Here is an 18837-nt window from a genome sequence, read left to right on the forward strand (position 1 = left end):
AATTTTAACACCGATGAGTTTTAGAACAGAACATGATACCATGGGCGAGGTACAGGTACCTGCCGAAAAATACTGGGGAGCACAAACCGAAAGATCACGCAATAACTTTAAAATTGGTCCGGAAGCATCAATGCCAAAGGAAATTATTGCCGCTTTTGCTTACTTAAAAAAAGCTGCCGCCTATACCAATACTGATTTAGGCGTACTGCCTGCCGAAAAACGCGACCTGATAGCACAGGTTTGTGATGAGATATTAACAGGCAGCTTAGCTGCTGAGTTTCCGCTGGTAATTTGGCAAACAGGCTCGGGCACACAATCAAACATGAACGTGAACGAGGTGATTGCGAACCGCTCACATGTTTTACAAGGCAATAAACTGGGCGAGGGAACAACCTTTATCCATGCCAATGATGATGTAAACAAATCGCAATCATCAAACGATACCTACCCAACCGCCATGCACATCGCCGCCTATAAAATGGTGACCGAAATAACTATCCCCGGTGTTGAAAAACTGCGCGATACGCTGAAAGCAAAATCAGAAGCGTTTAAATCAGTTGTTAAAATTGGCCGTACCCACCTGATGGATGCTACGCCATTAACATTGGGCCAGGAATTTTCAGGCTATGTATCACAACTGGATCATGGCTTAAAAGCATTAAGAAACACACTGGATCACCTTGGCGAACTGGCATTAGGTGGTACTGCAGTTGGTACCGGCATCAACACCCCAAAAGGTTATGATGTTAAGGTAGCCGAATATATTGCCAAATTTACCAATCTGCCATTCCGCACCGCTGAAAATAAATTTGAGGCTTTGGCTGCGCACGATGCTATTGTTGAAACACATGGCGCGTTAAAGCAGATCGCTGTTTCGTTAATGAAAATTGCTAACGATATCAGGATGCTGGCCTCCGGTCCGCGTTCAGGTATTGGCGAGATCCATATACCGGATAATGAGCCGGGATCATCAATTATGCCGGGCAAGGTTAACCCAACCCAAAATGAGGCGGTTACTATGGTTGCCGCGCAGGTTATGGGTAACGATGTTACAATATCTATCGCAGGCTCGAACGGCCATTACGAATTGAACGTGTTTAAGCCTGTTATGGCTGCTAACTTTTTACAATCAGCAAGGTTAATTGGCGATGCCTGCGTATCATTTACCGATCATTGCGCAAAAGGTATTGAACCAAATTACGACGGGATTAAAAAGCACCTGGAAAACTCATTAATGCTGGTAACAGCTTTAAATCCACATATAGGTTACGAGAACGCCGCTAAAATTGCCAAAAAAGCGCTAAAGGAAAACAAATCCCTGCGCGAAGCGGCAATGGACCTGGGTTTATTAACCAGCGAGCAGTTCGACCAGTGGGTTAGGCCTGAGGATATGATAGGAAGCTTAAAATAAAGCCCCCCAGCCCCTGAAGGGGGAGCAATAGAAGCTAAGTCCCTCTCTCCGGAGAGGGCATTTTTAACGACCACATGCAAATACCTTTCAGCTTTCGCCTCTCAGCTTTTACCTTTTTAACGGCTTTTGTCTTTATAATGGTATGCAGTTCCTGCTGGATGAACCCGAATACGCAAACTCCGGGGCAAAGTTATTTGCAGGGCGAGTGGCAGCAGGATTCGGTACCGGGGCAAAAACAATTGCTTACTTATTCGCTATATCATTTCAGGTTTACCTGCGACTCGTTTTTTGTGTCGATAAAATCGTTCAGCAAAGTAAATTATGGCGCTGATAGCTGCATGAAAGGTGGCCACTGGACTGAATATACCCGTGGCCATTACGAGCAGCGGAACGATACCCTGTTTTTAAAGGGCCAGTTCTGTAATCTCGATTATACCATAAAGGAAGATCCTGGCTGTTTCAGGATTGGGGTTTATGAAGAGTTTTTTAAGGTAACCAAGAAAACAGATTCGCTGGTACAGCTTTCAAGTACAACGGGCGTTATACCCATCGACGCTAGATTAATAAAAAGAAATACCTGTCATATAAAACCACTTTAAAATATGAAAAACGCTTTTTTAAAAAAACTGATATTGGGTATTGTTATCCTTTATGCGCCGGTACAGGCAATGGCATGGGGAACAACCGGTCACCGAATTTGCGGGCAGATTGCCGAAAGTTATTTAACGCCAAAAGCGCGCGAAGCTGTTCATGCCATATTGGGTCATGAGTCAATAGCGATAGCCAGCAACTGGGCCGATTTTATAAAATCCGATCCATCATACAGCTATTTATCATCATGGCACTATATCGACCTTAATAAAGCTTATACTTACCCTGAGCTGGTTGATTTTTTAAACCAGGACACTAATGTTGATGCTTACACCAAGCTTAACTTTTTAATAGGCGAGCTAAAAAAGAAAGATATTTCAAAACCGAACAGGTTACTTTATTTACACATGCTGATCCACATTATTGAGGATGTGCACCAGCCCATGCACGTGGCCCACGCCGACGACAAAGGAGGGAATGATTTTAAAGTAACCTGGTTTAATAACCCAACCAACCTGCACTCGGTTTGGGATTCGCAGCTGATCGATTTTCAGCAACTAAGCTATACCGAATATGCTACGGCTATTAACCACACCAACCCTGCCGAGGTTACTGAATGGCAAAGCGCCCCCATCAGCAAGTGGTTGTTTGAATCGAACCAGATCGCAGAGATACTTTATACCGATATTAAGCCCGAAGATAACCTGAGCTACAAATACAATTTCTCACACATCGATACCCTTAACCGCCAGCTGCTTAAAGCGGGTGTAAGGTTAGCGGGAATTTTAAATCAGATTTTTGGATAATATTGGTTAAGTAGTTTATTGGGTTGATTAGGAGAGTGGTTATATCTGCTACTTAATCAATCCAATAACCACTCTCCTAATCAACTACTCACTCAATCAACCCAAATAATGAAAATCCTAATGGTATGCCTGGGCAATATATGCCGTTCGCCGCTGGCGGAGGGGATCATGCAGCATATGGCTGATGAGCAGGACCTCGACTGGCAAATAGATTCGGCAGGTACGGGCGGCTGGCATGTGGGCGAAGGCCCCGATAAACGGTCAACGCGTACTGCACATGGTCGCGGGATTGATATCAGCAAGCAGGTTTGTCGTCAGTTCAGCAAAGCTGATTTTGAAGAGTTCGACCACATTTTTGTGATGGACAAAATGAACCTAAGCGATGTGCTCGCCATGGCACCAAATGAAGAGGCCGCTAAAAAGGTAAAACTATTGCTGGGCGATAAGGAAGTGCCTGATCCTTACTATGACAACAATCAGTTTGAGCCGGTTTTTGACCTGATAGAACACGGCTGCAAAGCAATTATTAACCGCGCGACTTCCTGAAAAAAGCCAGCTCTTCCTCATTTCGCATCACATTATCTGTTCTAACCAGTCCGGCTTTTTCAAGCACCCGTTGTGAGGCGATATTCTCAAGTGTAGTAACTGCTACAACTTCGTTAACATCAGCATCTGTAAAGGCATACTCAATCAATGCTTCAGCCATCTCTGTAGCAATACCCTGGCCCCAGTATTTACGTTCCATACTATAACCCAGCTCAATTTTATCCGGTTCATCAAAAAGGCGCAGCAGGCAGCTGCCTATAAATACACCGTTCGCTTTGTTGAACATACCCCAGATGCCTAGTTTTTTATTTGTTTGATAGTTCACGGTAGCGATAAGGAAGATCTTTATACGCTCATCAGTGGTACGTTTTGGAATATGGCGGCATACTTCTTCATCAGTAAAATGATTTAGGTAGATGTCCTGTTCGTCGGGTAAAAATTCGCGGATGATAAGGCGGGGTGTTTCGAGGATGGTGTGCATGCTCAAAAATAGTGAAATAATTTTCTCTCCCAGCGTCATTGCGAGGAACGAAGCAATCCCCGACTATACAGGGCGGTTATGCATACTGGATTACTTATAGCATGGTATCGCTTTTCGCTAAGAAGTCACTTTTTGTCTTGATACAAAAAGTAACCAAAAAATCAAGTCAGTAGATTAGGCTTCTTTGACGCACAAGGCCATTCCCTGCAAATCATACAAAACCAGGGCTGCTATATTTTTACCCGGCTGTCGCTACGCACCTGGCCTTTGCGCTTCTGTAAAAATCTGCTATGCCCTGCCACTACACAAGGCCACCATCGTTTTGCCTGATTTCACCCGAAGCTGTTCTACTGACGGGGAGAAAGAAAAAGAAGTCTCACCCAACACTCTCCAAAGGAGAGGGCTTAATTGAACCGTAATTAAAAGCGGGCAAAGGCTCGACAAAAAGCGCGGGCCTGGGTGTTTTGCCTGTGGGGGGAAGGATCTTTTTGTCTTGATCTTTTGGTTACTTTTTGATCAAGCCAAACGGCGAAGCCCTCTTGAGTGCCTTGAAAAAGCAAACAAATACGAAAAAAGTAACTAGTGTCGTGTCAATCATAAAATGTCGCTAGTCATGAGCCTAAAGTCTTGAGTCAAAATTCAAAAAGAACGAAATATGGCTTTAGACTTACGACTAAAGACTGTTGACATGACACTAGGGCTCCGCGCCCATGAGCGGCTTCACGCGACTCAATAGATAATAACGTTTTGTGCTAAAATTCTAAAAAACGGCAGCTCCTGTTTATGCCAGAATACATTGCCATCGCGTTTCAACCCGGCTTTTAACAGCACATTTTGCGAAGCGAGATTTTCAGGATTGGTGCAGGCACATATTTCCTTTAGGCCTTTATCATTAAAGCCGTAATATATCAGCGATTTTACCAGCTCGGTAGCCAGGCCCCTGCCCCAGTATTTTGCACGGAATACATAACCTGTTTCAATTTGTATATGGTCAGTTTCGTTTTGCATCAGGATACAAACGCCTATAAAATCGCCATCTTCGGGATTAAATACGCCCCATCTGCCCAGGCCGGTGCCATTTTTATAGTTTTCTATAGTGCCTTTGAATTTTTCACGGGTTTCTTCCTCGGTACGATTGGAAAGATGGAGCGTTACCTGCTCATCGCGGTAGAGATCAACTAATAATTCTTCTTCATCAGGTAAAAACTCACGTACAAGTATGCGGGGTGTTTGGAGGATGGTGGTCATGGTATTCAAAATTAAAGGTTAATTGTCATTCTGAGGAACGAAGAATCTATTAAACAAGCTTTTTTACATAGGAAAGATCTTTTGCGAAGACAAAGGTGCGCGGGGTCATGCTGAGGCACTCGAAGCATGCGGGTAAGGCCTTTACACCCCCACTTCGAGTGGCCTCAGTATGATACCCACCGTTATATTGCACAATGGCGCTCAGGCTATAGTGGCGGCATAACCCTCTTTTTTGTACATTTGCCGCATGGCATCCATCAAACCATCCGTACCAAAGGGAACCCGTGATTTTTCACCTGTTGAAATGGTGAAACGTAATTTTATTTTTGATACTATAAAAAGTGTATTCCGCAAATATGGCTATCAGCAGATAGAAACGCCTACGATGGAAAACTCTTCTACTTTGATGGGTAAGTATGGTGATGAAGGAGATAAACTTATATTTAAAGTTTTAGAATCAGGCGAATATTTAGAGAAAGTAAAGGTTAGCAGGACATTATCAGAATTAGTAGAAGAATTATATGGATCGGTATATAAAATTCCAACGGAAATCCATTATTCAAACTTTTCGGACCATTTTGAAAATCTGAAATCTGAAACTGAGATTAAAAGCTTTTCTACACATCTAAGAAATATTCTATCGCATAATTTTTCTTTTAAAGATTTTAATATAGACTCAAAAAATCTTACACCTAAAATCTCCGAAAAAGCCCTCCGTTACGACCTTACCGTACCCTTCGCCCGTTACGTGGTAATGCACCAGAACGAGATCACCTTCCCGTTCAAGCGTTTCCAGGTGCAGCCGGTTTGGCGTGCCGACAGGCCTCAACGAGGTCGTTACCGTGAGTTTTATCAGTGCGATGCGGATGTGGTGGGTTCGCCATCATTGTTGAACGAGGCGGAGTTTATCATGATCTACGATGAAGCGTTGAGTAAACTAGGTTTAAAGGATTTCACTATAAAAATTAATAACCGCAAAATACTATCCGGCATAGCCGAAGTTATAGGCAAGGCGGATAATATCATCGACCTTACTGTAGCTATTGATAAGCTCGACAAAATTGGCCTCGATGGTGTTATAAAGGAATTGCTTGAAAAAGGCTTTGCCGAGGCTGATATTGAGAAATTAAAGCCGGTTATATTGCTGGATGGATCGAACAGCGTAAAACTACATAGCTTACGCGATGCTTTGGCTGATTCACCCATAGGGTTAAAAGGTTGCGATGAACTGGAAACCGTATTCAATTACATCACCAATTGCCCGCTGCAAACGGCAACGTTGGAGCTCGATATTACCCTTGCAAGAGGTTTAAACTATTATACCGGTGCGATATTCGAGGTAAAAACGAATGAGGTTGCCATGGGCAGCATCGGTGGTGGCGGCCGCTATGATGATTTGACAGGTATGTTCGGGTTAAAGGACCTTACCGGTGTAGGTATCTCCTTTGGGGCCGACCGTATTTATGATGTGATGGAAGAGCTAAACCTTTTTCCGGCCACCACCAATCAAACTACAAAAGTGTTGATCTGCTGTTTTGATAGTGAGGGCGAAACGTATGCCCTGCCTTTATTACACAGTTTACGCAAAAACAATATCAACGCTGAACTTTACCCGGCAGGTGCTAAGATCAAGAAACAAATGGAGTATGCCAATAATAAGGCAATCCCCTACACCATACTTATCGGCAGCGACGAAATGCAAAGCGGTTTATTAACCTTTAAGGATATGACCAGCGGCCTGCAGGAGAAATTGAATGCTGAGGAGATTGCGAAAATTCTTTTATAGGCGAGATCAAAAAGGGGGCTGTCATGCTGAGGCACTCGAGGCATGCGGGTAAAGGCCTCTGCGCTTACACTTCGAGTGCCTCCGTGTGACACCTTGCGCACTTCCGCCTTTGTCATTTTGAACGATTTGAGAAATCTTCTGCGACTTGCATTGCCGCTTTGGACAGTGAAGAAGATTTCTACTCGTACCTCGTTCGAAATGACAAAGAGAGGTTATAAATATTATTTCTTACTAAAAGAATAAACAATATATCCCGTTTTATCGCCTACCGCAACAGGTGTTTTCAATACCATACTTGAGCCATCATTGCTGCCGATTACCAGGCGGTAACCATCATCAACTTTTTGTGCTTTATCGCCCTCAAATAATTTTTTGAACTGGAACATGGTATCCATGCCATCGCCATTTAAAACCGACCAGAAAATGGTTTGCGAAGTACCATCGCCTAAGGTATAGCTGCCATTGCCGCTATTAGTTAGCTTCCAGGTGCTGTTGACAAAGCTCTGCGCCGGGCCCTGGTTAAATACAACCTGTACAGCTGCTGGCAACAAACCATCATAAGTAACGGCGGTTAATGTCCAGGTGCCAACAAACTTGCCGCGCGAAACAATGTTATTATTAACCGTGCTTTTTTTGGCGGCGCATGATGTAAAAAGGAAGGTAACAGCTAAAAGTGCAATAATAGCAAAGGATATTTTTTTCATGTGATTATATATTAGGTAAGTATTAATAATATAACCAAGGTACGGCTAATATTGTTTTTATATAAGGCTGTCTTCGCGAGATTTGCAACTTTCAATAACCTCCACATAAAAATTTTCATATATGGGCAGGATATTAGTAAGGTCGAATTCCTTTGCGCGGGCAAGGGCATTGTCTTTAAATTGTGCCAAGCGTGCTTCGTCCTCTAAAATATAGATCGCTCTCTCGGCCATGCCATCTACATCACCTACATTTTTCAGGAAACCGGTTACGCCATCAACATTTAACTCAGGCAAACCGCCCGCGTTACTGCTGATCACCGGTACTTTGCAGGCCATGGCCTCAAGCGCGGCCAAGCCAAAGCTTTCTGATTGCGAAGGCATAATGAACAGGTCGGCTACCGAAAGTATTTCTTCAATGGCATCCTGCTTGCCTAAAAAACGCACATTGTCACTTACGCCCAGGTCGCGGCTTAATTGTTCGCAATCGGCGCGTTCCTTGCCATCGCCTACCATCAATAATTTTGAGGGGATCTGCTTAACAACCTTGGCAAATATTTCAACCACATCATTAGTGCGTTTTACCGAACGGAAGTTGGAAGTATGCACCAGTATTTTTTCTCCCTCGGGCGCTATGGCTTTTTTAAAGTGATCCTTAGCTTTAAGGCTGAAACGGGTAAGATCAACAAAGTTTGGAATCACCTTTATGTCTTTCTCAATCTCGAAAAACTCATAGGTATCATTCCTTAAATGCTCTGAAACTGCCGTAACCCCATCGGATTTATTGATGGAGAACGTTACCACAGGCTTAAATGTTCTATCCTTACCTACCAAAGTAATATCGGTACCATGCAACGTTGTTACTACCGGGATATAGATGCCATAGGTAAGCAGTATCTGCTTGGCCATAAATGCTGCCGAGGCATGCGGAATGGCGTAATGAACATGCAATACATCCAGTTTTTCAAAACGAACCACATCAACCAGGCGACTGGCCAAAGCCAGTTCATAGGGCGGATAATCAAATAAAGGGTAGTTAGATACCGATACCTCGTGGTAAAAAAGATTGGCAGAAAAGAAATCGAGCCGGGCGGGTTGGTTATAGGTTACAAAATGTACCTGGTGACCGCGATCGGCTAGGGCCTTGCCAAGCTCAGTGGCTACAACCCCGCTTCCTCCAAAAGTTGGATAACAAACTATTCCTATTTTCATTAACAAATCAGCTATCTGTAATTCGTATTATTTATACGCAGATGACAAGTACAAGTTTAACAGCAATTTATTGGAATATTGTTAAGCGGATGTAAATTAATTTTGGATTTCGGATGTTCGATTTCGGATTTAGCTAGCAGATTTTTAATTCCGAAATCGAACGTCCGAAATCCAAAATCACAACCCCTTCGCTATCGCATCATACACCGCGTCCTGTATCCTTGGGCGGATGCGCAGGCTCGATAGCTTATCACTAACACGCGGGTTTACCCTGTTCGACAAAAAGATATACACCAGGTTCGATTTTGGATCAACCCAAACACAGGTACCGGTATAGCCGGTATGCCCATAAGTTTGTGGTGATGCCAGTTGCGATGGATAATGCCTGTCGATGATAGGGTCCCAGCGGTCAAAACCTAAGCCACGGCGACTAATATTCGAGTATTTAGCGGTGAACGTATCTACCGTTTCGGGTTTAAAATATTGTACACCGCCATACATGCCTTTGTTCAATACCATTTGGTAAAGTATGGCCAGGTCATTGGCATCGGCGTATAAACCGGCATTGCCCGATACACCGCCACATAATGCCGCGGTTTGATCCTCTACATAACCCAGCAATAAAGTATGGCGAAATACCTGGTCCTCTTCTGTTGGAATAATGTTTTTAGCCGGGAAACGGTACAACGGATGAAAACCTGCAGTTTGCATACCTAATGGCAAATAAAATTGCTGCAGTACATAATCATTTAAAGGCGTTGAGGTAACGGTTTCCGAAATTTCTTTCATCATCACCATGCTCACATCGCTATAAACGTATTGCCCACGCGTTTTTAATGGCGAATGCAGGATATCAGGCATCATCACATCATTAAAATAATTTTTACGCAGGTAGTAATTGTCTACTATTTTGGTTGGATAGGCGGCGGATGAATCAATACTATGATCGCTGGGTTTCAGTTTTTCATAGGTTGGGATATCGGCTACTAAACCTGATTGGTGGGTCATTAACTCATGCAAAAGTATATCGGCTTTGTTAGAGCCCTTAACTATAGGCAAATAAGTGCCGATAGTAGAATCCATATTCAGCTTACCCTGTTCGGTAAGTCGCATTACCTCCATTGTGGTAGCCGTTACTTTGGTAAGGGATGCCAGGTCAAAGATATCGGTCAGCTTATCAGGAGCTAAATTATCATAGGTGTGATAGCCATAAGCTTTGTTAAAGATCACCTTGCCATCCTTGGCTACCAGCACTACGCAGCCGGGTGTTGCATGTGCAGCAATGGCCTCGCGGGCAATATCATCAATGGCTAAAAGATTGGTTGAATTGATACCTGCATCTTCGGGCACAGTGTATTGCAGGCGGATCTTTGATGTGGTGAACCCCATGTTAGCGGCATAATGGGGCGCATAAGTGCTGCTTAGTTTTTGGGTGATAGCAACCCCGCCAAATATAGCCTGTGCGCTAAAATATGCCGATACTGCTGAGATCCTTTCGCTCCAGATGATGGGCGCTGTAACGTCATTCAGCTTAGTAAAAGAACTACCATTGCCAAACAGCGCGATCACCACATTTTTTAATTTTTGATTCTGGGTGATAAAATTGATAATCTGCGCGTTGTTTACATCGTTATTGTTTAGCTGTATGACGATGGTATTATACCATTTTAAATCAGCCGAAAGTGTGTTGATGTTGTTGGGGCCTGCGCCGGTGGTATAATCGTTCCCGTTGAAAACATCAGCCTTGCTATACTTATTGAGCAGGCTATCAAACCCGCTTGCGTATTGATTGGTGAAATGGATACTGGCAATTTTTAAAGTATTGAGATTTTGCAGCGGGATAAGATAGGATGCATTATTGAGTAATACGGTTGAGTTTTGTACCAGGTTCTCTTCAACAACATAGGCTTTACCAAGAGGTGGATTTTGCGCGCAGGCCGAATTAAACAATACAAACAACGATAATACGGGGATAACGCAATTCCACTTATTTTTTCTCATATACTTTTTCACCATTAACATAAGTTTTCAGCACCTTAACCTTTGGCAGGTCGGCGCCGTTCATTTTCATAATATCATTATCCAGTATTACAAAGTCGGCATATTTACCGGGCTCAATGCTTCCTTTTTCCTTTTCTTCAAACTGAGCCTTGGCTGCCCATATGGTCATTCCCTTTAACGCTTCAATGCGGCTTATCGCATTTTCGGGCTGAAAACCAGTTGAGGGAAAGCCTTTCAGGTCTTTACGTTCAACAGCTGCATAAAAGGTATAGATAGGATTAATATTTTCAACCGGGAAATCGGTGCCCAGCGGGAGCCAGCCGTTTTGATCCAACAGTTGTTTATAAGCATAAGCTGTTTTTATACGCTCGGGGCCAAGGCGCTTTATCGCCCAGTACATGTCAGATGTAGCGTGTGTAGGCTGTACCGATGGGATGATATTATAATCGCCAAAGCTCTTCATGTCATCAGGTGATACGATCTGCGCGTGTTCAATCCGCCAGCGCCTGTCGTTTTTGCCTTTTAAAACGGAGGCATAAATTTTTAATATCACCCGGTTAGCCGAGTCGCCAATGGCATGAGTTGATAGCTGAAAACCCTTTTCATACACCTTTTGAGCAATTTCCTGGAAATGCTGCTGACTGCTTAGTAAAAAACCGCGCCAGTTTTTTTGATCGGCATAAGGCTGTAACAAGCATGCGCCTCTTGAGCCCAGGGCTCCATCGGCAAACATTTTAAAGCCACGCACATCAAGGCCCGGTGTTTTAAAAATGCCGTGTTTAAACAGATAGTCGTAATTCTCGGGCCTGTCGGATAGCATTACGAACAGGCGTATCTTTAATTCGCCTTTATGCTGTAAGCCATCAATAGTGCTGATGATGGTATAAGGCTGGCCGCAATCGGCTACAGTGGTTAAGCCATCGGCAAAACAGTTTTTTTGCGCGGCCAGCAATGCGGCTTGTATGCCATCACCATCGGGTGGTGGTATTTTGCGGGTAACTATACCCACGGCGTTATCAACCAGCATGCCGGTAAGTTTACCTTTTACGGTTTCAATTACGCCACCGTTAATAGTTTGGCCGGGTTTTACACCGGCTATATTTAAGGCGGCCTGGTTAGCAATGGCGGCATGGCCATCAACACGCTCCAACAATACCGGCCTCACCGGGAACAGCGAATCCAGTTTACCTTTGGTCGGAAATTGTTTGTTTTTCCAAAGATTTTGGTCCCAGCCATTGCCAACCACCCAGCCATCAGTATTGCGGCGGGCGTAAGCGTTTACGGTATCAATAATTTCCTGCCAGCTATGGGTATTGGTCAAATCGGCTTGCTGCAGGCCTGTGCCATAATCATAAAAATGGGAATGCGCATCAATAAACCCTGGATAAACGGCATGGCCGCCGGCGTCAACAACTTCGCGCGCTAAATATTTTTTATCTAATGAATCGGTATCGCCAACTGCTATTATTTTGCCGGCACTTACAACAAAAGCCTGGGCGGTGGTAAAATTACTGTCGACAGTGTAAACCAACGCATTTTTAACCAGCAGATCAGCATTGTATTCTCTTTGTTTTTGTTTACACGCTACTATAAAAATAAGTAGCAGGGGCCATAATTTCTTCATCCGGTAAGTGTAGTGCAAAGTAAAATAAAACTATTAAACTTAATACAACCCACAAATGATAAAAAAGTTATGCTATCAAATATTTAATTTAGCATCGAATATGAATCCGCTGCTATTGGCGGAGAAGGGAAACTTGATAAATGCCAGATATTATACAGCTTTTACCGGATGCCGTTGCCAACCAGATAGCCGCGGGCGAAGTGGTTCAGCGACCAGCATCAGCCGTAAAAGAACTGATTGAGAACGCGATAGATGCGGGTGCAGATAAAATACAACTGATACTTAAAGACGCCGGGAAGGCGCTGATACAGGTAATTGATAATGGCTGCGGCATGAGCCTTACCGACGCGCGCATGAGCTTTGAGCGCCATGCCACATCAAAAATACGCAAGGCCGATGACCTGTTTGCCATCCGTACCATGGGTTTCAGGGGCGAGGCCATGGCATCAATTGCAGCTATTGCCCAGGTAGAGCTGAAAACCCGCCGCCATGAGGATGAACTGGGTACCTGTATTTTTATTGAAGGATCGGAAGTGATAAGCCAGGAGGCCTGTTCGGCAAATACGGGTACATCCATATCGGTTAAAAACCTGTTTTATAATACGCCTGCCCGCCGCAACTTTTTAAAGAGCAACCCGGTGGAGATGCGCCATATTATTGACGAATTTCAGCGTGTGGCGTTGGCTAACCCGCAAATATTTTTCACCATGCATCATGATGGGCAGGAGGTTTACCATTTGCCGGAGGCGATGCTGAAACAACGTATCGTACACTTGTTCGGCAATAATTACAACCAGCGACTGGTGCCTGTTGAGGAAGATACCACCATTATAAAACTGCACGGCTTTGTAGGCAAGCCCGAGTTTGCCCGTAAAACCCGTGGCGAGCAGTTCTTTTTTGTAAATAACCGTTTTATACGTGACGCATACTTAAACCACGCGGTGCTTACTGCTTTTGATGAGCTGTTGCCTGATGAGGCCTACCCCATGTATGTGCTGTTTATTGATATTGATCCCGCAAAAATTGATATCAACGTTCATCCCACAAAAACAGAAATAAAATACCAGGATGAGAAGGCTATTTATGCCATTATCCGTTCAGCGGTAAAACGCTCGCTTGGCCGGTATAACATTACGCCCAGCCTTGATTTCGACCAGGAGAACAGCATTGAGCATTTGATAACCCCAAAGCCTTTTGAGGAAATAGTAGCGCCAACCATCGCCTTCAACCCGGATTTTAATCCCTTCGCGGCTGAGAAAAAAGCCGACAGGGAAATGCCCTACATGCGGGATAGCCACAGTTATAACAGTTCGCCTATCCCCAAAAACTGGGATACATTATATGAGATAAGCAAAAAAGAGCCGAACTATCAGCATGCCATGCATGAGGAGAAGAACATATCGGTTGATGAGCAGGAAGTAAGCAAATCGAGCGAGCGGCAACTGTTCCAGATCCATAACCGGTTCATTTTATCGCAAATAAAATCGGGCTTTATGCTGATCAGTCAGCAGGCTGCGCATGAGCGGGTATTGTATGAGCGTTTTTTACAGCAATTGCAAAATCATTCAGGCGTGAGCCAGCAAAGTTTGTTTCCGCAGTCGGTTACACTAAACAGCAGTGATTTTGAGTTATTAAGGGAACTTTTGCCTGATGTACGCGCTTTAGGCTTTGATATACGTGAGTTTGGTAAAAATACGGTGGTTGTTGAGGGTATACCGGCAGACCTGAACAATATTGGCGAGCACCAGCTACTTGAACAGCTGCTGGAAGGCTTCAAAAATAACCTGGCGATACTGAAACTGGATAAGCGCGATAACCTGGCCCGCTCGCTGGCGCGCAACGCGGCGATAAAATCGGGCACAAAATTATCGCTCGAAGAGATGAATTTACTGATTGATCAGCTTTTTGCCTGCCAAATGCCTAATGTTGCATTAAATGGAAAGCCTGTAATTAGTACCTTTACATTAAATGAATTATTAGAACGATTTGAAAAGTAGTTTAAGGAGCTGCACATTTTAAATATTAACACGAACAATGCAATTTTCAAACATTCCACCGGTTGTAAAAAACCTGCTTATTATCAATATTATTTGTTTTATCCCCTTTTTAACTATAGATCATGGTAACCCGGGAGGCCCGTTCTCCACCATGTTTGGGGTATATTATTTTAACTCGCCTGCCTTTCGCCCATGGCAGCTGATAACTTACATGTTTTTACATGGCAGTATATGGCATATACTGTTCAACATGTTCGCCTTATTTTCATTTGGGCCGATAGTGGAATATTCATTGGGCTCGAAACGGTTTTTTAACTTCTATTTTATTTGCGGTATTGGCGCTGTGCTTTTACAAATGCTGGTTCAGGCTATACAGGTGCATTCCATTACTGGCGGCTTCACTATTTCACATCCTGAAATTGAGGCCAGCTATTACCAGTTTGGTGATATGGCGCAAAAAGTTTACGATATTTACCATGGCTCAATGGTTGGCGCATCAGGTGCTATATTTGGCTTGTTGATAGCTTTTGGCATGCTTTTCCCAAACATGGAGCTGATGATCATGTTTATACCGGTACCGGTTAAGGCTAAATACATCATACCTTTTTATGTACTGGTTGAGTTAACCCTGGGATTGGGCCAATTTGGCGGCGATAACGTTGCTCACTTTGCGCATTTGGGCGGTGCATTGATAGGCTTTATATTGATAAAAGCCTGGAACATACAGAGAACTTAAATAATTAAATAATATGAGTACGCTTTGGCAAAATATATCGTCTAAAATGCTAAGGTCGGGTAGTAAATTATACCTGCTCATAGGCATAAATGTTATTGTTTATCTGGCGATAAATATCCCGGCGGTTGTTGAGTGGCTGTTTACAGGCTCAATGGATGTGATTACCTATTATTCAAACGAATATTTAGCGCTGCCTGCTTATTTGCCAAAACTGCTGGTGCGTTTTTGGACGCCCCTTACCTACATGTTTATGCATGCCGGTATTTTCCACATCCTGTTCAACATGTTATGGCTTTACTGGATTGGACAAATATTTGAAGAGTTTAGCGGCTACAAACGTACCGTTGGCTTGTACCTGATGGGTGGTTTTGCAGGTGCGCTTTTTTATATACTGAGCTATAACTTTTTCCCGGTTTTTGCTTCCGCCCTGCCATTAAGCACTGCAGTAGGCGCTTCGGCAAGTGTTATGGCGGTAATTGTTGCTACGGCCACTTTGCTACCCGATTATACCATACCCCTGTTTATTATTGGCCCGGTAAAGTTAAAATGGATAGCAATAGCCTATGTTGTTTTTGATTTTATAAGTATTGCAGGCCCAAATTCGGGTGGAGAGATAGCGCATTTGGGCGGGGCTTTAATAGGCTTCGTTTATATAAAACGCTTACAAAAGGGGCACGACTGGATATCATCTATAACCAATTTGTTTAAAGCAGGCCCGAGATTATCAAACCTTAAAGTAGTTGCACGTAATACGGCAAAGAAAGGTCCTTCGCGCCCAAGGCAAGAGGATGTTGACCGTATTTTGGATAAAATATCAACAAACGGGTATGAAAGCCTGAACAAAGAGGAAAAGGAGATATTGTTTCGTGCCAGCAAAAATGAAAGCTAAAAAAAAGCAGCTAACTTTTATTGACAAGATATTCCTCTGGTTAAATTTTTTCCTGTGCGCATGTTTATTGTTGAGTTACCTGGCCCCGGTAGCCGATCCCGCAAAATACTGGCTCATCGCGTTCTTCGGGCTGGCCTACCCTTTGTTTTTAGTAGGGGGCGTAATTTTTATAGTCTACTGGCTGCTGCGTAAAAGTATATGGGTACTGTTGCCGGTAATTTGTATTGCTATTGGCTGGAGCGTATTGAATAAAAATATCGGTTTTCGTTCCGGTTCTACACCCACAACTCCACCACCTTCAAATGATATCCGTATCATGACCTATAATGTACATAACTTTAAACGCTATGGAGCAAAAAATGATGCATCAACCAAAAAGGAGATATTGGCCATAATTAATGAGAACCAGCCGGATATTATAGGTTTCCAGGAGTTTTATTCGCGCAGGCACGGCCAGTATGATATGGTTGATTCTATTCAGCAAATTCTGCATACTACCAACTATTATTTTGAGGAATTTGAGCATAATAGTACCGAGGCTATCGGTATGGCCATATTTTCAAAATACCCTATTGTAGCACATGGGTTGATCTCCTTATCAGATGATAAAACCAGCGGGAACCAGTGTCTTTATATCGATGTAAAAAAAGGCGTGCAAACATTCAGGGTATACAGCGTTCACCTGCAATCTATCCGGTTTGATCCGGAGGATTATCGTTATTTAAGCATGGTATCGGGCCAGGGTAAAGCCGATATGGGCTCAACCAAAAGATTAGGCAGCAAACTTAAAATAGCTTTTATAAAAAGGAGCGCGCAGGTAGCTAAGATAAAAGACCACGCCTCAGCCTGTCCTTATCCCTATATTATCTCCGGCGATTTTAATGATACGCCAAGCTCTTTTGCCGTAAACCAGATGAGCAAGGGCCTGAAAAACGCCTTCTGCGAAAAAGGCTCGGGCCTGGGGCGCACCTATAACGGTGATTTTCCGAACTACCAGATAGATTATATTATGGCTAGCCCTGTGTTTGATGTGATGGATTATCAGATCATCGAAAAAAGATTATCAGACCATTACCCGGTTTGCAGCGACCTGGTGTTGAAGTAATAGAATCAAGATGTAAGAGTCAAGAATCAAGAAGGGAAAAATTTAAGAATCAAGAGCCAAGAACCAAGAACCAGGAATCAAGAAAGAGCTGGTTGTAAATTTATGACGTGCTAATGTTTTTTATCTTGATTCTTGACTCTTATATCCTGACTCTTGTATTTCAATATTCAACAGAGTAATCGTAAGTTTGCGCCTATGAAACAAAATTTGTTTGTTTACAATACATTAACACGCAAAAAGGAAGAATTTAAACCGCTTAACCCGCCGCATGTTGGCATGTACGTTTGCGGCCCCACAGTTTATAGTGATGCCCATATGGGTAACAGCCGTACTTATATTTCATTCGACCTGATTTTCAGGTACCTTAATCATTTGGGTTATAAAGTACGTTATGTACGTAATATTACCGATGCGGGCCATTTGGAAGGTGATGCTGATGAGGGTGAAGATAAGATCTCAAAAAAGGCAAAACTGGCCCAGCTGGAGCCTATGGAAATTGTACAAAAGTACACTGTAGGTTTTCATGAGGTAATGGAACTGCTTAATATACTGCCACCCAGTATTGAGCCCACTGCCACCGGCCATGTTATCGAGCAAATAGAACTGGTAAAAGAGATACTTAAATCGGGCTATGCTTATGAGGTGGATGGCTCGGTGTATTTTGATGTGGAAAAATATAGCAGCTCACATGATTACGGGATATTGAATGGCCGCAACCTTGAAGACCTACTAAACAATACCAGGAATTTAGGGGGCCAGCAAGACAAAAAAGGCAAATTGGATTTTGCCCTTTGGATAAAAGCCAAGCCTGAACATTTAATGAAATGGCCATCGCCATGGAGTGTTGGCTTTCCGGGCTGGCATTTAGAGTGCTCGGCTATGAGCAACAAATACTTAGGCGGCCAGTTTGATATACATGGCGGCGGCCTCGATCTTGTGCCTACGCACCATACCAATGAGATAGCGCAGAACATGGCAAGCTGCGGTAAAATGCCGGCTAATTACTGGCTGCATACCAATATGCTTACGGTTAACGGGCAAAAGATGTCGAAATCGTTAGGCAATAGTTTTCTGCCACATGAATTGTTCTCCGGAAATAATTCAATACTGAACAAGGCCTACAGCCCAATGACCGTGCGCTTTTTTATGCTGCAGGCCCATTACCGCAGTACGCTTGATTTTGGCAACGAGGCCATGGAAGCATCTGAAAAAGGCTTTAAACGCTTAATGAACGCGTTTGATTTGCTGGATGATTTAAAAGCATCAAACAGTACAGATGTTGAAATAAAACCCTTATTAAATCGTTGTTATGAAGCTATGAACGATGATTTTAATAGCCCGGTATTAATAGCCGAGCTCTTTGAAGCATCGCGTATCATCAATTCGGTTTATGATGGAAAGCTGAAAATAGACGAGTACAATTTGCAGCTTTTAAAACAATTAATGAAAAGCTTTGTACTTGATGTTTTAGGATTGAAAGATGAACAGGCCGCGGGTGATGACCTGCCTCAGTTATTAAACTTTATTGTAAACCTTAGGAACGAAGCAAAATCCAACCAGGATTATGCTACTTCTGATAAGATAAGGGATGGGTTGCAAAAGATAGGTTTTCAATTAAAAGATACTAAAGAAGGAACTAATTGGACAAAAATTTAATAATCATACAATAAGATGAGTTGTTTAGTGCTTTTGGTTAAAAGTAA

16 protein-coding genes are annotated in these 18837 nt (G+C 43.2%); 10 read left to right on the top strand and 6 right to left on the bottom strand.

Going from position 1 to position 18837, the window contains the following annotated elements; all coding sequences use genetic code 11:
* Positions 1-13: 13 nt before the first annotated feature.
* From fumC to BLU33_RS22790, 4 genes are all read left to right on the top strand, one after another.
* Positions 14-1411 carry a class II fumarate hydratase gene (fumC, locus tag BLU33_RS22775; RefSeq protein WP_091378863.1) on the top strand — a complete coding sequence of 466 codons (1398 nt, stop codon included), beginning with the start codon at positions 14-16 and terminating at the stop codon, positions 1409-1411.
* A gap of 74 nt (positions 1412-1485) precedes the next feature.
* Positions 1486-2010, top strand: a complete 525-nt coding sequence (locus BLU33_RS22780; protein WP_157682325.1) for a fumarate hydratase — start codon at positions 1486-1488, stop codon at positions 2008-2010.
* Positions 2011-2013: 3 nt separating this feature from the next.
* Entirely contained in the window at positions 2014-2808 is a 795-nt protein-coding gene (locus tag BLU33_RS22785; RefSeq protein ID WP_091378870.1) for a S1/P1 nuclease, read from the top strand.
* A 108-nt stretch (positions 2809-2916) separates the two neighbouring features.
* Complete coding sequence (locus BLU33_RS22790) at positions 2917-3354, top strand: low molecular weight protein-tyrosine-phosphatase (protein ID WP_091378873.1); 438 nt, start codon at positions 2917-2919, stop codon at positions 3352-3354.
* On the opposite strand, the gene BLU33_RS22795 is transcribed toward BLU33_RS22790, so the two are convergent.
* The gene (locus BLU33_RS22795) at positions 3335-3835 is read right to left on the bottom strand and encodes a GNAT family N-acetyltransferase (protein WP_157682327.1); all 501 of its coding nucleotides are present in this window, start codon (positions 3833-3835) and stop codon (positions 3335-3337) included. The two genes, BLU33_RS22790 and BLU33_RS22795, sit on opposite strands and share 20 nt — an antisense overlap.
* Positions 3836-4564: 729 nt before the next feature.
* On the bottom strand, positions 4565-5083 hold the full coding sequence (locus tag BLU33_RS22800; RefSeq protein WP_091378881.1) for a GNAT family N-acetyltransferase: 519 nt from the start codon (positions 5081-5083) through the stop codon (positions 4565-4567).
* A gap of 247 nt (positions 5084-5330) precedes the next feature.
* On the opposite strand from BLU33_RS22800, the gene hisS reads away from it, so the two are divergent.
* Positions 5331-6869, top strand: a complete 1539-nt coding sequence (hisS, locus tag BLU33_RS22805) for a histidine--tRNA ligase (RefSeq protein ID WP_091378885.1) — start codon at positions 5331-5333, stop codon at positions 6867-6869.
* A gap of 221 nt (positions 6870-7090) precedes the next feature.
* On the opposite strand, the gene BLU33_RS22810 is transcribed toward hisS, so the two are convergent.
* The 4 genes from BLU33_RS22810 to BLU33_RS22825 all read right to left on the bottom strand — a co-directional run bounded on the left by BLU33_RS22810 (position 7091) and on the right by BLU33_RS22825 (position 12407).
* On the bottom strand, positions 7091-7573 hold the full coding sequence (locus BLU33_RS22810; RefSeq protein WP_091378888.1) for a lipocalin family protein: 483 nt from the start codon (positions 7571-7573) through the stop codon (positions 7091-7093).
* Positions 7574-7630: 57 nt separating this feature from the next.
* The gene (bshA, locus tag BLU33_RS22815; protein ID WP_091378892.1) at positions 7631-8782 is read right to left on the bottom strand and encodes an N-acetyl-alpha-D-glucosaminyl L-malate synthase BshA; all 1152 of its coding nucleotides are present in this window, start codon (positions 8780-8782) and stop codon (positions 7631-7633) included.
* A gap of 177 nt (positions 8783-8959) precedes the next feature.
* Positions 8960-10783 (bottom strand): serine hydrolase domain-containing protein, encoded by a 1824-nt coding sequence (locus BLU33_RS22820; protein ID WP_091378895.1) that lies wholly within the window; start codon positions 10781-10783, stop codon positions 8960-8962.
* Positions 10770-12407 (bottom strand): amidohydrolase, encoded by a 1638-nt coding sequence (locus BLU33_RS22825; RefSeq protein WP_091378897.1) that lies wholly within the window; start codon positions 12405-12407, stop codon positions 10770-10772. The genes BLU33_RS22820 and BLU33_RS22825 overlap by 14 nt, the downstream gene beginning before the upstream one ends.
* A gap of 140 nt (positions 12408-12547) precedes the next feature.
* Here BLU33_RS22825 and mutL point away from each other — a divergent pair, with 140 nt between their 5' ends.
* The 5 genes from mutL to cysS all read left to right on the top strand — a co-directional run bounded on the left by mutL (position 12548) and on the right by cysS (position 18790).
* Positions 12548-14404 carry a DNA mismatch repair endonuclease MutL gene (mutL, locus tag BLU33_RS22830; RefSeq protein ID WP_091378900.1) on the top strand — a complete coding sequence of 619 codons (1857 nt, stop codon included), beginning with the start codon at positions 12548-12550 and terminating at the stop codon, positions 14402-14404.
* Positions 14405-14441: 37 nt separating this feature from the next.
* Positions 14442-15140, top strand: a complete 699-nt coding sequence (locus tag BLU33_RS22835; RefSeq protein ID WP_091378903.1) for a rhomboid family intramembrane serine protease — start codon at positions 14442-14444, stop codon at positions 15138-15140.
* 13 nt (positions 15141-15153) lie between these two features.
* Positions 15154-16029 carry a rhomboid family intramembrane serine protease gene (locus BLU33_RS22840; protein WP_091378905.1) on the top strand — a complete coding sequence of 292 codons (876 nt, stop codon included), beginning with the start codon at positions 15154-15156 and terminating at the stop codon, positions 16027-16029.
* Positions 16019-17134, top strand: a complete 1116-nt coding sequence (locus BLU33_RS22845) for an endonuclease/exonuclease/phosphatase family protein (RefSeq protein ID WP_091378908.1) — start codon at positions 16019-16021, stop codon at positions 17132-17134. Before BLU33_RS22840 ends, BLU33_RS22845 begins: the two co-directional genes overlap by 11 nt.
* Before the next feature lie 195 nt (positions 17135-17329).
* Positions 17330-18790 carry a cysteine--tRNA ligase gene (gene cysS / locus BLU33_RS22850; protein ID WP_091378910.1) on the top strand — a complete coding sequence of 487 codons (1461 nt, stop codon included), beginning with the start codon at positions 17330-17332 and terminating at the stop codon, positions 18788-18790.
* The last annotated feature ends 47 nt before the right edge of the window (positions 18791-18837 follow it).

Source organism: Mucilaginibacter mallensis (assembly GCF_900105165.1).
Taxonomy (GTDB): domain Bacteria; phylum Bacteroidota; class Bacteroidia; order Sphingobacteriales; family Sphingobacteriaceae; genus Mucilaginibacter; species Mucilaginibacter mallensis.